This is a genomic window from Pseudomonas sp. ATCC 13867 (assembly GCF_000349845.1).
In the GTDB taxonomy this organism is placed as follows: Bacteria; Pseudomonadota; Gammaproteobacteria; order Pseudomonadales; family Pseudomonadaceae; genus Pseudomonas.
The window spans coordinates 5616875-5631337 of record NC_020829.1 but is presented as its reverse complement, the minus strand read 5'-3'; the positions used below and the strand labels follow the sequence as shown (position 1 = coordinate 5631337).

The following is a 14463-nucleotide window of genomic DNA, read 5'->3' as shown; positions in this document are numbered from 1 at the left end:
TCCAGGGCAGTGCCTTAGACCGAAAAGGGGACAGATTTATTTTTCCTACTCTAATCTCGGCTAATGTGAAGGTGACTAAGTACCACTTATAAGTGGTAGCCTTTCTCTAAAATAAAATACGCATGGAGAGAGCGATGCCTAGGGTTGGTCGTGTCATATTACCTAACTACCCACATCATGTCGTTCAGCGGGGCCATAACCGACAGGTGGTGTTAGGAGAAAAAGGGGACAAGGAGAAAAAGGGGACAGATTTATTTTCTACTCTAAATCGTAAGCCTCTGGTTCTTTAAGATTTCGAATATTAGAGAAGCTAAGCCTTGGAGACGCCGCGCAGGAAGTCGACAGCTTCGACTTCCAGAGCCGCCGCGTCACCGGCAACGTCACCAGCGTTACCCAGCACGCCAGCGAAGTGCAGGTTGGCGGCAACCTCGAACTCAACGCCGGCCGTGACCTCAGCGCCGTCGCCAGCCGCATCGACGCCGCCCGCGACATCGCCATGAGCGCCGGGCGCGACGTAGTCCTCGCCTCCGCCGCCAACGAAGAGCACAGCGATGCCAAGTACAAGGGCGGCGGCAAGAAGGTCACCACCCAGGAAGACCACGTGGGCCAGCAGGCCTCCGAGGTCAACGCCGGTGGCGACGTCCTGATCAGCGCGGGCGACAACATCACCTTGGTCAGCAGCAAGATCGGCGCCGGTAACGAAGCCTACCTGGTCGCCGGCGACAAGATCGAACTGCTCGCCGCCAACGACAGCGACTACAGCCTTTACGACAAGAAAGAAAAGGGCAGTTGGGGCAAGAAGAAGACCCAGCGTGACGAAGTCACCGACGTCAAAGCCGTGGGCAGCGAAATCAGCGCCGGCGCCGACATCACCCTGCTCAGCGGCGGCGACCAGAAGTACCAGGGAGCCAAACTGGAGGCGGGCAATGACATCGCCATTCTCAGCGGCGGCGAAGTCACCTTCGAAGCGGTGAAGGACCTGCACCAGGAGAGCCACGAGAAGAGCAACAGCGACCTTGCCTGGAGCAGCGCCAAGGGCAAGGGCAAGACCGACGAAACCGTGCGGCAGAGCGAGTTGATCGCTCAGGGCAACCTGACGATCAAGGCCGTGGACGGGCTGAAGATCGACTACAAGCACCTCGACCAGCAGTCCGTCAGTCAGGCCATCGATGCGATGGTGCAGGCCGATCCGAACCTGGCGTGGATCAAGGACGCCGAAGCCCGTGGGGATGTGGATTGGCGGGCGGTGAAGGAGTTCCATGACTCCTACAAGTACAGCAATAACAGCCTGGGAGCGGCTCCATCGCTGGCTATTGCCATCGTGGCTGCGGCCTATCTCGGCCCCGTCTATGGCCCGATGGCCAGCAACCTCGCGGTGGGCACTATCAACAACGGAGGGGACCTCGGTCAGGGGCTGAAATATGCCGCCAGCTCCGACAACCTGAAGAGCTACGCCATTGCGGCAGCCACGGCGTACCTAGCCACCAAGTACTTCGACAAGGTTCTCGACACTCAGACCAACATTGACACCACTAAGGTTTCGAACGTGGACCTGAGCACCGTCAGTGGTGCCAGTCGCTTCGCCGCCAACCAGGCCATGCAGAACCTCACCAGCACCGCCCTGAGCAAAACCCTGGGGCAAGACGGCAGCTTTGGTGATGCACTCAAGGACAGCCTCTACAACACCTTTGCCGCAGCGGGCTTCAATGCCATTGGCGACTTCGGCAAGGCGAACGGCCTGAGTGCCGGTGACGCGCAGATGGTGGTGATGCATGCCCTGATGGGTGGCCTTGCAGCCCAAGCGCGCGGTGACAGCTTCGCGGCTGGAGCCATCGGTGCAGGGCTCAACGAAGCGCTGGTAAGCGATCTGGACAAGCTGGTCAGCGGCTATTCGCCAGAAAATCGCGAAGCCATGTTGACCATGGCCTCGCAACTGACGGGCCTGATTGGTGTGGCGGTGTCAGACCCTGGAGCCAGCGCTGACAAGCTCAATACCGGCGCGTGGGCGGCGAGGAATTCTGTCCAGTACAACTACCTTAATCACGAAGAGAACCAGGAGCGCTTCGAGGCCAAGAAGGCATGCAACGGCGGGGACTCAACTGCTTGTGGCCGCGTTGATGAGCTAAATCAGCTCGACCGCAATCGTGACTTGGCGCTACTCGCAGCGTGCTCACCAGGGGGCAACGGTGCGACTTGCACGGCGCTACGCAAGGAAGCGCTTGAAGCAGCGAGAAGTCTGCAGAAGGCCAGTTGGAGTGCCGAAGGTTGGGAGCAGGCCGAACAGGCTAGGCAGAATCCCCAGTTGATGGCGTACACCATCACTGCGGAGCTGCAGAGCAACCTGGCGGTTAATAACCCGATAACGGCAGCTGACTCCAAGCGTCTGGCCGAAGCGATGGTCAGTTTTGGCTCGGATTTCATTCCGGGTTATGGCGATGCCAAAAGCTTTGTTGAGGCACAGGACCCCTTCGATTACACGATGGCCGGCATAGGCTTGGTCCCGGGCATTGGGGATGCCGCCGGGAAGATCCTGGCCAAGGCGAAGGCACTTTACAAGGAAGGTAAAGTGGCTGAGGCTGCCGATCTGGTTGAGGGGCTGGGTAAGCTGCCGGCTCCGCAAGCGGCAAAAGGGGCTGCAGGTGCTCCGAAGATCACCATCAGAGATCATTACGATCATCACCTGAACATGGTGGACGATGTTAAGGACCAACTAACGGCACAGGGCTATAGCGTCAGTCCAAGGGAGATTTCTTTTGGCAGCTCTTGTGGTGTAGGACGATGCAGGCCGGATATTGTTGCGAAAGCGCCAGACGGCAGTGTCAGAATTATTGAGGTTAAGACTGGAGATGCAGGTTTAAGTATCAGGCAATCGGAGATATTCCCTCAAATCCGAGATGGCAGCTCTATTCCTCGGGGGGATGTTGCAAGAGAGTTTGGCCTTATCCCCGGTAAGCCGCTTAAGGAACAAGGTTATCCTAATGGTATTCCTATTGAGGAATTGCATTTTCCAGGGGCGAAGAAATGACTGAGGCAGAAGCTATTTCCATCCTCGAAAAACATGGCTGGAACTGTGGGGCTGATGAGGTGGGGGATCGCTTCTGTACCTTGGATGTTGACGGCAAAGTGGTTCGTATATTTCCAACAATTGGAAAGCGCTCAGACCACTTTAGAGTTAATTTTATGCCGTCTATATCTTCTAAACAGTTCTCGGAAGTGGTTTCTTTTATTTATGGGGAAGGTGTTAAGCATGATCCCGTAATCGTAAGTAATGAGCTTCCTGAGAAACTGTCTGAACTCTCAGCTAATGATGTGGTGAGGTTGTCAGAGAAAGCAGTTTCTTGGGCGCATGCTCAAAACCTTGAAGATGGACTGGCTGCCTATAGGAATCTGCCCACGGATGCTAAAGGCGCGATGCCGATTCGTCACTTGGCGGCCTTGGCTATTGCCGGGGAAGTTGATCGCCTTGAGTCGTATCGGAGAAGTTTTGAACAAGGTGATCGCCGTGGCTTTGTGCCGTACATAACCTCCGAAATGCTTGATAGAGCAATTTTTATAGCCCAGAAATATAGGGTTTGATCGATTACAAATAGCCCCGGCACTGCCGGGGCTATTTGTTTCTACCGCTGTAAGTTCCTATCGCCCGAACCGCCGCCTTTCATGCTCCGCCTGATACAACGACTGCGCATCGGAGGCCAGCAGCAACAGCGAGCGGCAAATCTGCAACACATCGCAGAAGGGCGCGCTGTTCAGCTCCGCCAGTCGCAGCGTGGACGGCAGATCAATCACCGCGTTGAGTCGGTTGTTCTCCACGCAACCTCACGTGCCGCCATTCATAACGGCAGCAATCCATTCCATAGTTTGTTTATTTTTCTGCCACTCCCTACTGCCTGAAGCTCTTGCGCTCATGCTTCAGTTGAGGCGGCGAATGCGCATCGGAGATTAGCAGTATGGTCGCTGGGCACGGACATGGCTGAATAGCTGTAGATACTTTCAGAAGTCGTCTAATAGTTATTGCTTAATTGACTCAAACGTTTATCGTGGAGTCTTCAGTACGGAGGATGATACGATGGGTTATTTGATACTGCAACGCAATAAAGGTGAGGAAGTCGTACTGAGTGTGGCACCGGAGGTGAGCGATGCGGAGTTGATTCGCCAGCTTCGTGGTGATGGTATCCGGGTGTTAGGAGAAAAAGGGGACAGATTTATTTTCTACTCTAAATCGTAAGCCTCTGGTTCTTTAAGATTTCGAATATTAGAGAAGCTAAGCCTTGGAGACGCCGCGCAGGAAGGGAACCTCCAAAAACCGGCCGTTCCCATTAAAATCTGAGTTCCCGAACCACAGGACTGCCAGCGCATGCTAAGCCTATTTGCCGACCAGGAACGCGAAGCGAAACTCGACAGCTTGGGTGATCCGCTGGCACTGCTGAACAAGCATGTCGACTTCCGCCTCATGGCCGAGGAGATCGACCGCTGGGTTCCTCGCCCGAGTCGCGCCAAAGGCGGTAGGCCTCCGTACCCGACAGAGCTCATGACGCGCCTGCTGGTCTTGCAGCAGTTGTTCAACTTGTCCGACGAGCAGATGGAGTTTCAGCTACTCGACCGCATGAGCTTTCAGCGTTTTGCCGGGCTGAAGAACACCGCGCGTGTGCCGGATCGCAATACGATCTGGAATTTCCGTGAGCGGCTCGTTCAGGCCAAGGTCGAGCATCTGATCTTTGATGAAGTGCAGCGCCAACTGCAGCTCAACGGCTTCAACGCCCGCGAAGGACAGATCATCGATGCCAGCATCGTCCGCGCTCCAACCCAGCACAACACGGCTGAAGAACAGGAAGTCGTGAAGCAGCGAGCAGCACCCGTCGAGTGGGAACCAGCCAAGCGCCGGCAAAAGGATGTCGAGGCGCGCTGGACAAAGAAGCACGGCAAATCGTACTTCGGCTACAAGCTGTCGGTCAGCGTGGATCGCCGGCACAAGCTGATCCGCAACGTGCGGGTGAGCGATGCCAGCGAGGCCGACACGCTTCATTTGATCGATGTGCTGGATCGGGGTAACAGCAACCGGGACTTCTGGGCTGACCGTGGCTATCACGACAAGCCACGCGAACGCTGGCTCAAGCTCAATGGATGGCGCCCGCACATTCAGCGCAAAGGGCAAGCCGGCAAGCCGATCACAGAGCGGGACAAGGCACGCAACAAGCGCATCGCCAGCCCACGCGCTCGGGTTGAGCACATATTTGCCAGCCTGGCACAGATGGGCGGCAAGACGATCCGCAGCATCGGGATGGCACGCGCGCAGTTTGGTTTGACGATCAAATCAGCGGTGTACAACCTGAAAAGGATGTCGAGCCTGCTGGAGATGGCGTGAGGAGGACAACAGGCCGGCGTCTTCGGCCTGCATTGCACCCGTTGCGATAAGTGTCAGGCCTGAACTTTTGCCGCCAGTCACTTCCACACGCCTTGCATTCAGCTCAAAAACTGGGTTTTTAGAGGTGCCCGGAAGTCGACAGCTTCGACTTCCAGAGCCGCCGCGTCACCGGCAACGTCACCAGCGTCACCCAGCACGGCAGCGAGGTGCAGGTTGGCGGCAACCTCGAAATCAACGCGGGCCGTGACCTCAACGCCGTCGCCAGCCGCATCGACGCCGCCCGCGACATCGCCATTCTCAGCGGCGGCGAAGTCACCTTCGAAGCAGTCAAGGACCTGCACCAGGAAAGCCACGCCAAGGAAGACAGCGATCTCTCCTGGACCAGCTCCAAAGGCGAAGGCAAGACCGACGAGACGCTGCGTCAGACCCAGATGATCGCCCAGGGCAACATCGCCATCAAAGCGGTGGACGGGCTGAAGATCGACTACAAGCAGATCGACCAGAAGACTGTCAGCCAGGCCATCGATGCGATGGTGCAGGCCGATCCGAACCTGGCGTGGATCAAGGACGCCGAAGCCCGTGGGGATGTGGATTGGCGGGCGGTGAAGGAGTTCCATGACTCCTACAAGTACAGCAATAACAGCCTGGGAGCGGCTCCATCGCTGGCTATTGCCATCGTGGCTGCGGCCTATCTCGGCCCCGTCTATGGCCCGATGGCCAGCAACCTCGCGGTGGGCACTATCAACAACGGAGGGGACCTCGGTCAGGGGCTGAAATATGCCGCCAGCTCCGACAACCTGAAGAGCTACGCCATTGCGGCAGCCACGGTGTACCTGGCCACCAAGAAAGCGAAAAGGGGACAGATTTATTTTTCTACTCTAGAACTTGCTGATTAGAGTACAGAAAATAAAGCTGTCTCCTTCTTCTTAGTGCACCAGTTGGGGACGTACTGTCATTTCGATTCCGAGAGCATTCATCACGGCCAGTAGCGTCTTCAGCGTCGGGTTGCCGTGTTCGCTGAAGGAACGATAGAGCTGCTCGCGAGACAGGCCGGTTTCCCGCGCCAGTTCCGTCATGCCTTTGGCGCGAGCGACGACTCCCATGGCTTTGGCAATGTAGGAGGCATCGCCGGTTTCCAGCGCGTCACTCATGAACTCGGCAATGGCTTCGGGGTTGGTGAGGTACTGCGCGGGATCGAATTCGGTGAACGTCTCAGTCATGTTGTGCTCTCCACGCCGCCAGCATTTTCTGCGCAGCTTCGATGTCACGACCCTGGCTGCCCTTGTCGCCTCCGCAGAGGAGTATCAGCAGAGTGCTGCCCTGCTGATGGAAATAGACGCGGTAGCCTGGTTCATGGTGTATCCGAAGCTCGCTGACACCCTGGCCGACCGGTGCGACGTCGCCTGGCAGGCCTTCCAGCAGGCGGTTTATCCGGGCGACGATGCGGGCCCTGCCCCTATTGTCCTTCAGGTTCTGCAGCCAGGTTCGAAACTTGGCGGACTCGATTTTCTTCATATCGACTGTAGTCTATAAGTTACAGAAAGGGCAATCCCTGCCGGTATGAGCGCTGGTGAAATCGCACTGCTTGCCTTGGACGGGCTTATGGGGCGCCGGACGTGGTGAGAGTGGAAAGTAACCTCGATGCGCTCGGTCCGAGTTGGGTCGCCCGCAGTTTCCGAATCGCCTTACCGATGTCCTAGACTGGCCCCTTCCCTTCACAGGAGAGCCGCCATGACCACCGCCACTCCCTTCCTCATGTTCCAGGGCGGCGTCGCGCAGGCGGCGCTGGATTTGTATCTCGCTACTTTTCCCAACTCCCGCGTGGTGCACGTGGAGCGCTATGGCGCCGGTGAGCCTGGCCCGGAGGGGACGATCAAGGTGGCGCGGTTCGAGGTGTGCGGGCAGGCGTTCCTGTGTTCGGACAGCCCGGTGAGGCATGACTTCGATTTCACGCCGTCCAGTTCGATCTTCGTGGAGTTCGAGTCGGGCGATGTGTTGGAGCGCGTCTTCGCTGTGCTGGCGGAGGGTGGGCGGGTTTATATGCCGCTGGGAGACTACGGTTTCAGTCGGTGCTTTGGCTGGGTGAGCGACAGGTTCGGGGTGTCCTGGCAGCTCAGCTTGCCGTTGGGGGCATGAGGCGGGGTTCTGCAGTCGCGGCAGGGGCGGTGGATGCGGGCGGTTCCTACGAAGGCATCGCGTGCCGGAGTCGCGCGAGCAGGCTTGCTCCTACAAGCGCCTGAAACACAAAAGGGAGGCCAGCAGGCTTCCCTTTTGTGTTTCAGGCGACGGGCCTCAGAGCACCCGCACGCTGGCGAAGGTGGATTCGCCCTGGGCCTGGCTGAGGGCGGAGATGGCCGAGGAGTTGGGCATGAGGGCGAGGTCCTGCGGGATGGGCATGACCATGACCGGTTGGCCGATCGGCTGGCCCTGGCGTTCGTCGCGCGGGGGGATGCCGAAGTATTCGCGGTAGCACTTGGAGAAGTGCGGGGTGGAGACGAAGCCGCAGACCGAGGCGACTTCGATGATCGACATGGAGGTCTGCTTGAGCAGCTGGCGCGCGCGGATCAGGCGCAGCTTCAGGTAGTAGCGTGACGGCGAGCAGTGCAGGTACTTCTGGAACAGGCGTTCGAGCTGGCGGCGCGAGACGTTGACGTAGACGGCCAGTTCGTCGAGGTCGATGGGCTCCTCGAGGTTGGCCTCCATCAGCGCGACGATTTCCTGCAGCTTGGGCTGGTTGGTGCCGAGCATGTGCTTGAGCGGTACGCGCTGGTGGTCCTGTTCGTTGCGGATGCGCTCGTAGATGAACATCTCGGAGATCGCCGCCGACAGTTCGCGGCCATGCTCGCGGCCGATCAGGTGCAGCATCATGTCCATCGGCGCGGTGCCGCCGGAGGAGGTGAAGCGGTTGCGGTCGATGGAGAACAGGCGGGTGCTCATGGCCACGCGGGGGAAGGCTTCCTGCATGGCGGCCAGGCATTCCCAGTGCACCGAGCAGTCGTAGCCGTCGAGCAGGCCGGCGCGGGCCAGGGCCCAACTGCCGGTGCACACGGCGCCAAGCCGGCGGCCGTGGCGGGCCTGGGCCTGGAGGAAGGTGACGTGTTCGCGGGTGACGCTGCGCTGGATGCCGACGCCGCCGACCACGATCAGCGTATCCATCTGCGGGGCGCTGTCGCAGGCGGCGTCGGGGGTGATCTGCAGGCCGTCGCTGGCCCAGACCTGACGACCGTCGAGGCTGAGGGTGTGCCAGCGGTAGAGTTCGCGCCCGGAAAGCTGGTTGGCCATGCGCAGCGGTTCCACCGCCGAGGCCAGGGAGATCAGGGTGAAGTTGTCCAGCAGCAGGAAGCCGATGGACTGCGGAGCTCGGTTTTGCGGCGGAACTCCGGGGTTGAACGCGTTCATTCGATCACCTCACGCTAGTCACAGTCGCCTCTAGGGAGGCGTTTCTTATGCTTGTTGTTCTGTTGGGGAAGTCCGCCGTGGGCGGTTCCCTGGCTGTTCCTCTGCCTATAGCAAGGCAAATGCCATGCCTAGGTTGATTGAGCGTTCAATAAAAAAAGAAAACGGCAGGGATATGCCGTTTTTGAGGGATCGGAATGCGACCCGTCACAGGTCGCAAATGCGCATGGGGAAAGGGCTGGGGATTTTGGTAGCACTCCCCGGTCAGCCTGCCGATGGGACGATGCGCGAAACGGTAACGCTGCTCGGCGGTTCGGTACGAACGTGCCGCTGCGCCAGAATGAGGCGCCGTGGCGGCGGCGTGGTCGATTTCGGGCTCAGCATTCGATGCTGCTGACGGCCAGGCCGCCGCGCGAGGTTTCCTTGTACTTGTCGTGCATGTCGGCGCCGGTGTCGCGCATGGTACGGATCACCTGGTCGAGGCTGATGAAGTGCTGGCCGTCACCACGCAGGGCCATTTGCGCGGCGTTGATGGCTTTCACCGCAGCGATGGCGTTGCGTTCGATGCAGGGCACCTGGACGAGGCCGCCGACGGGGTCGCAGGTCAGGCCGAGGTTGTGTTCCAGGCCGATCTCGGCGGCGTTCTCCACTTGCTCGGGGCTGGCGCCGAGGACTTCGGCGAGGCCCGCCGCGGCCATCGCGCAGGCGGAGCCGACTTCGCCCTGGCAGCCGACTTCGGCGCCGGAGATGGAGGCGTTTTTCTTGCACAGGATGCCGACGGCGGCGGCGGCCAGGAAGTAGTCGGTGATGTCGCTTTCGCGGGCGTCGGGGTTGAAGCGCATGTAGTAGTGCAGCACCGCCGGGATGATCCCCGCCGCGCCGTTGGTGGGTGCGGTGACCATGCGTCCACCAGCGGCGTTTTCCTCGTTCACCGCCAGGGCGAAGAGGTTGACCCATTCCATCGCGCTCAAGGTGGAACCGATGACGTTGGGCTTGCCGATTTCCTGCAGGTTGCGGTGCAGGCGCGCGGCGCGGCGTTGGACGTTGAGACCGCCGGGGAGGGTGCCTTCCTGGCTGAGGCCGCTGTTCACGCAGTCGCGCATGGCCTGCCAGAGGGTCTTGAGGCCCTCGCGGATGTCGGTTTCGCTGCGCCACATGCGTTCGTTGGCCATCATCAGCTCGGATACGCGCAGGCCGTGGCGTCGGCAGAGCATGAGCAGTTCGGCGGCGCTGGAGAAGTCGTAGGGCAGGACGGTGTTGTCGGTGTCGAGGCTGCCGGATGCGGCCTGCTCCTCGTCGACGACGAAGCCACCGCCGATGGAGTAGTAGGTGTCGCCGTGCAGCTCGCCGTCGTGGCCGAAGGCGGTCAGGCGCATGGCGTTGGGATGGTAGGGCAGGCTTTCGTCGAGCAGGCGCATGTCGCGCACCCAGTCGAAGCGGATTGCCCGGCTGCCGGCCAGCAGCAGTTCGCCGGAGGCGCGCAGGGCGGCCATGCGCGGTTCGATCTGGCGTGGGTCGATGCGGTCGGGCCATTCGCCCATCAGGCCCATGATCACCGCGCGGTCGGTGCCGTGGCCGATGCCGGTGGCGGACAGCGAGCCGTACAGGCGTACTTCCACGCGCGTGGTGCGTTCGAGCATCTGCCGTTCGCGCAGGGCGCCGACGAACAGCGCGGCGGCGCGCATGGGGCCGACGGTGTGCGAGCTGGAGGGGCCGATACCGATCTTGAACAGGTCGAACACACTGATTGCCATGCCGGACTCCGAGCGGGCTGCGCTTCCTGCGGGGGTGGGGGCGTGGGCACCTCCCTGTGCCCGCGTTGCGTGCTCATCATCGGTCCAAGCGGTCGCGCGGCCCCTTCCGGCACCGACTTGGTCATATCCAAAAGCGCCGTGGCCGCTCCCTTGCAGGACGCGGCGGCTGCAACATCGGCGCGGGAATCCGGCTTGCCCCATGATCCGGCACCGACGACGACAACCAACGGATCCGCAAGCTGATCGATGACCGGAGGTTCGACCTGGACGGCTTCAAGCGGATGGCGTCCAGCGAGGCCGACATGCCGGCTTGTGCCAGGCGCGCCGAGGCGCTGAAACCGCCGATTGGGGAACCTCACCCGATGAATGGGCGTCTTCAGGTAAGGTACCTGGACGGTGGCGATGCCTGTTTCGAGCCGAATCATGGCGGCGCCACGGTCTTCGCCAGCGTCCGAACAGGCTATCTTCAGGAGTGCCCGAATGTCGCGCGGCTGCTGAAGAACCTGAAATTCGACCTGGCGCTGGAGAAGCAACGGATGGATGCGCTGCTCAACGAGCGGCGCAATCCACGCCAGGCCGCCAAGGCTTGGCTACAGGCCAATCCACAGGTGCGAGGCACCTGGTTGCAGGGGTGTGCCGTGTGTTTCCTGTGTTGCGCCGGTGGGGTCGAAGTCAGTCGCGATGGACTGATCGCGACCCCCGCAGGTCGCCTGCGCCGGGCCCTGCGATTGGATGCGACATGCCTGGTGCTGATTGCGACTTCGCCTGCACTGGTTGCGACGCACCCGGTATGCGGCGAATTTTTCCTGTTCCATGATCGATACGAAATGACAACAAAAGGGCCTGCAAGCCTGGCCCCACCCATAAAACGAGAGACCGCCGCGCCCTTTGCGGGAAGCGCCGGCGCCCCACCCCGCAGAGGAGTACGCTCATGAAAGGTTGCAAGTCTTTGCTGCTGGCTGTGTCCGTTTGCGCGCCGCTGGCGGTTCAGGCCGCTGAACCTGAGTCGTGCGGCACGGTTCGCTTCTCCGACGTCGGCTGGACCGACATCACCGTGACTACCGCCACTACCCGCCAGGTGCTCGAATCGCTTGGCTACACCACCAAGATGAACATGCTGTCCGTGCCGGTGACCTACAAGTCGCTGGCGAACAATGACCTCGACGTGTTCCTCGGCAACTGGATGCCGAGCATGGCCAACGACATCAAGCCTTACGCCGATGCGGGCACGGTGGAAACCGTGCGGGCCAACCTCGAAGGCGCCAAGTACACCCTCGCCGTTTCCCAGGCCGCGTATGACGGTGGCCTGAAGACCTTCGCCGACATCAGCAAGTACGCCGACAAGCTGGGCAACAAGATCTACGGCATCGAGCCGGGCAACGACGGCAACCGCCTGGTGCAGGGGATGCTCGACAAGAATCAGTTCAACCTGGGCAAGTTCAAGCTGGTGGAGTCCAGCGAGGCCGGCATGCTCTCGCAGGTCGGGCGCGCCGATCGCCGCAACCAGTGGATCGTGTTCCTGGGGTGGGAGCCGCATCCGATGAACACCCGCTTCAAGATGAAGTACCTCGAAGGCGGCGATGACGTGTTCGGCCCCAACTACGGCGGCGCGACCATCTACACCAACGTGCGCAAGGGCTATGCCCAGGAATGCCCGAACATCGGCAAGCTGCTGGCCAACCTGAGCTTCACCCTGGACATGGAAAACAAACTCATGGACGCCGTGCTCAACGGGGGCAAGAAGCCCGAAGAGGCGGCAAAAGCCTGGTTGAAGGACCATCCGGAACTGCTCGACGCCTGGCTTGCCGGCGTGACCACCCGTGACGGCAAACCGGCCTTGGCGGCAGCCAAGGTGGCATTCTCGAAATAAGTGCCGAAATCATTGCCGTTGGCCGATTCCTCAAGCTTCTGATGGGCCCGCATTATGTTTCTGACTGACCACAAGCTACCGCTGGGCGAGCATATCGCCGCCTTCGTCGACTGGCTCACGCAACATGGCGCGTCGGTGTTCGACAAGATTTCCGACACCCTCGAGTTCCTTATCCACGGCGTCACCAACAGCCTGCTCTGGTTCAACCCGCTGGCGCTGATCGCGCTGATGGTCTTCCTGGTGTTCTACATCCAGCGCAGCTGGGGCCTGGCGGTCTTCGCCCTGGCCTCGCTGCTGCTGATCCTCAACCTGGGGTACTGGCAGGAGACCATGGAGACCCTGGCGCAGGTGATCTTCGCCACGGTGGTGTGTATCGCCATCGGGGTGCCGCTGGGCATCCTGGCGGCGCACAAGCCCTGGTTCTACACCGCGCTCAGGCCGCTGTTGGACCTGATGCAGACGGTGCCCACCTTCGTCTACCTGATCCCCACCCTGACCCTGTTCGGCCTGGGTGTGGTTCCGGGCCTGATCTCCACGGTGATCTTCGCCATCGCCGCGCCCATCCGCCTGACCTGCCTGGGCATCCAGGATGTGCCGGCGGAGCTGATGGACGCCGGCAAGGCCTTCGGCTGCTCGCGCTGGCAACTGCTGACGCGCATCGAGCTGCCGCACGCCATGCCGAGCATCGGCGCGGGGATCACCCAATGCATCATGTTGTCGCTGTCGATGGTGGTTATCGCCGCGCTGGTGGGTGCTGACGGCCTCGGCAAGCCGGTGGTCAACGCGCTCAACACGGCGGATATTTCCCTCGGCTTCGAGGCCGGTCTGGCCATCGTCCTGCTCGCCATCCTGCTCGATCGGGTGTGCAAGCAACGTTCGCTGCGGGGGAGGTAAGCATTATGTCGGCGATTCGATTCGAACATGTGGATGTGATTTTCGGCACCCACACCAAGGAAGCGCTCAAGCTGCTGGACAAGGGTCTGGGCCGCGAGGAGATCCTCAAGCGTACCGGCCAGGTGCTGGGTGTCGAGGATGCCTGCCTGGACGTCAATCGCGGCGAGATCTGCGTGCTGATGGGCCTGTCGGGCTCGGGCAAGTCCAGCCTGCTGCGCTGCATCAATGGCCTCAACCGGGTCAGCCGCGGCAAGCTGCTGATCGAGCACGAAGGCCAGCAGGTGGACATCGCCAACTGCTCGCCGGCCACCCTCAAGACCATGCGCACCAAGCGCATCGCCATGGTGTTCCAGAAGTTCGCGCTGATGCCCTGGTTGACCGTCGCCGAGAACATCGGCTTCGGCCTGGAAATGCAGGGCCGCCCGGCCAACGAGCGGAAGAAGGTGATCGACGAGAAACTGGAGCTGGTCGGCCTGTCGCAATGGCGCGACAAGCGCCCGGATTCGCTCTCTGGCGGCATGCAGCAGCGCGTCGGCCTGGCCCGCGCGCTGGCGATGGATGGCGACATCCTGTTGATGGACGAGCCCTTCTCCGCGCTGGACCCGCTGATCCGCCAGCAGTTGCAGGATGAACTGCTGGTGCTGCAACGCCAGCTGCACAAGACCATCGTCTTCGTCAGCCACGACCTCGACGAGGCGCTGAAGATCGGTACGCGCATCGCGATCATGAAGGACGGCCGCATCATCCAGCACGGCAAGCCCGAGGAAATCGTGCTCAGCCCGGCGGACGACTATGTGCGTACCTTCGTCGCCCACACCAACCCGCTCAACGTGCTGTGCGGCTCCAGCCTGATGCGCGGCCTGGACCAGTGCCGCCGCCAGGCCGACGAGGTGTGCTTCGACCAGGGCCGCGACTGCTGGCTCGGCCTGACCGAGGGCAACCAGATCAAGGCCGTGCGCCAGGGCAGCAACATCATCGACCTGCAGCAATGGCGCCCGGGCGACCCGGTGGAGAAGCTCAAGCATGAGCCGACCCTGGTCGACGTCAGCATCCGCATGCGCGATGCCTTGCAGATCCGCTACCAGACCGGCCACAAGCTGGTGCTGCAGGAACAGAACCGCGTGGTGGGCGTGCTCGGCGACAGCGAGCTGTACCACGCGCTGCTGGGCAAGAACCTGGGCTGATTC

13 protein-coding genes and 3 pseudogenes are annotated in these 14463 nt (G+C 61.0%); 11 read left to right on the top strand and 5 right to left on the bottom strand.

Annotated features, from left to right (window positions below; all coding sequences use genetic code 11):
- Window positions 1-134 precede the first annotated feature (134 nt).
- The 3 genes and pseudogenes from H681_RS27015 to H681_RS26180 form a co-directional block, all read left to right on the top strand.
- A pseudogene (locus H681_RS27015) lies at window positions 135-254 on the top strand (transposase); the annotation flags it as partial.
- Between the two features lie 125 nt (window positions 255-379).
- Window positions 380-3025, top strand: a pseudogene (locus H681_RS25170) (DUF637 domain-containing protein); the annotation flags it as partial.
- Window positions 3022-3576 (top strand): DUF6990 domain-containing protein, encoded by a 555-nt coding sequence (locus tag H681_RS26180; RefSeq protein WP_080636260.1) that lies wholly within the window; start codon window positions 3022-3024, stop codon window positions 3574-3576. The pseudogene H681_RS25170 and the gene H681_RS26180, both read left to right, overlap by 4 nt.
- Before the next feature lie 57 nt (window positions 3577-3633).
- Here the strand turns inward: H681_RS26180 and H681_RS26535 are convergent, their stop codons facing one another.
- Window positions 3634-3810, bottom strand: coding sequence for a hypothetical protein (locus tag H681_RS26535; protein ID WP_157883360.1), 177 nt, complete (start codon window positions 3808-3810; stop codon window positions 3634-3636).
- Window positions 3811-4066: 256 nt separating this feature from the next.
- Here H681_RS26535 and H681_RS26530 point away from each other — a divergent pair, with 256 nt between their 5' ends.
- The 3 genes and pseudogenes from H681_RS26530 to H681_RS25160 all read left to right on the top strand — a co-directional run.
- A complete protein-coding gene (locus H681_RS26530) occupies window positions 4067-4225 on the top strand; it encodes a hypothetical protein (RefSeq protein WP_157883359.1) in 159 nt (52 codons plus the stop codon).
- A 129-nt stretch (window positions 4226-4354) separates the two neighbouring features.
- The gene (locus H681_RS25165; protein WP_015479723.1) at window positions 4355-5362 is read left to right on the top strand and encodes an IS5 family transposase; all 1008 of its coding nucleotides are present in this window, start codon (window positions 4355-4357) and stop codon (window positions 5360-5362) included.
- Between the two features lie 224 nt (window positions 5363-5586).
- Window positions 5587-6198 (top strand): annotated as a pseudogene (locus H681_RS25160) (DUF637 domain-containing protein); the annotation flags it as partial.
- Between the two features lie 90 nt (window positions 6199-6288).
- Here H681_RS25160 and H681_RS25155 read toward each other — a convergent pair.
- Together H681_RS25155 and H681_RS26175 are read right to left on the bottom strand one after the other, a co-directional pair.
- Window positions 6289-6582 carry an addiction module antidote protein gene (locus H681_RS25155; protein WP_015479721.1) on the bottom strand — a complete coding sequence of 98 codons (294 nt, stop codon included), beginning with the start codon at window positions 6580-6582 and terminating at the stop codon, window positions 6289-6291.
- The gene (locus H681_RS26175) at window positions 6575-6877 is read right to left on the bottom strand and encodes a type II toxin-antitoxin system RelE/ParE family toxin (protein WP_015479720.1); all 303 of its coding nucleotides are present in this window, start codon (window positions 6875-6877) and stop codon (window positions 6575-6577) included. The genes H681_RS25155 and H681_RS26175 overlap by 8 nt, the downstream gene beginning before the upstream one ends.
- Before the next feature lie 216 nt (window positions 6878-7093).
- Between H681_RS26175 and H681_RS25145 the strand changes: the two genes are divergently transcribed.
- Window positions 7094-7498 carry a VOC family protein gene (locus H681_RS25145; RefSeq protein WP_015479719.1) on the top strand — a complete coding sequence of 135 codons (405 nt, stop codon included), beginning with the start codon at window positions 7094-7096 and terminating at the stop codon, window positions 7496-7498.
- Window positions 7499-7654: 156 nt separating this feature from the next.
- Here H681_RS25145 and H681_RS25140 read toward each other — a convergent pair whose 3' ends face one another.
- A complete protein-coding gene (locus H681_RS25140) occupies window positions 7655-8761 on the bottom strand; it encodes a GlxA family transcriptional regulator (protein WP_015479718.1) in 1107 nt (368 codons plus the stop codon).
- Between the two features lie 374 nt (window positions 8762-9135).
- Window positions 9136-10512, bottom strand: coding sequence for an L-serine ammonia-lyase (locus H681_RS25135; protein WP_015479717.1), 1377 nt, complete (start codon window positions 10510-10512; stop codon window positions 9136-9138).
- Between the two features lie 281 nt (window positions 10513-10793).
- On the opposite strand from H681_RS25135, the gene H681_RS26170 reads away from it, so the two are divergent.
- The 4 genes from H681_RS26170 to choV are packed head-to-tail and all read left to right on the top strand — an operon-like array spanning window position 10794 to window position 14460.
- Window positions 10794-11447: a glycine betaine ABC transporter substrate-binding protein gene (locus H681_RS26170; protein WP_080636259.1), complete on the top strand. Its 654-nt coding sequence runs from the start codon at window positions 10794-10796 to the stop codon at window positions 11445-11447.
- A complete protein-coding gene (locus H681_RS25130; protein WP_015479716.1) occupies window positions 11444-12382 on the top strand; it encodes a choline ABC transporter substrate-binding protein in 939 nt (312 codons plus the stop codon). Before H681_RS26170 ends, H681_RS25130 begins: the two co-directional genes overlap by 4 nt.
- 54 nt (window positions 12383-12436) lie before the next feature.
- A complete protein-coding gene (choW, locus tag H681_RS25125; protein ID WP_015479715.1) occupies window positions 12437-13276 on the top strand; it encodes a choline ABC transporter permease subunit in 840 nt (279 codons plus the stop codon).
- A 5-nt stretch (window positions 13277-13281) separates the two neighbouring features.
- Window positions 13282-14460 (top strand): choline ABC transporter ATP-binding protein, encoded by a 1179-nt coding sequence (gene choV, locus H681_RS25120; protein ID WP_015479714.1) that lies wholly within the window; start codon window positions 13282-13284, stop codon window positions 14458-14460.
- Window positions 14461-14463: the final 3 nt, after the last annotated feature.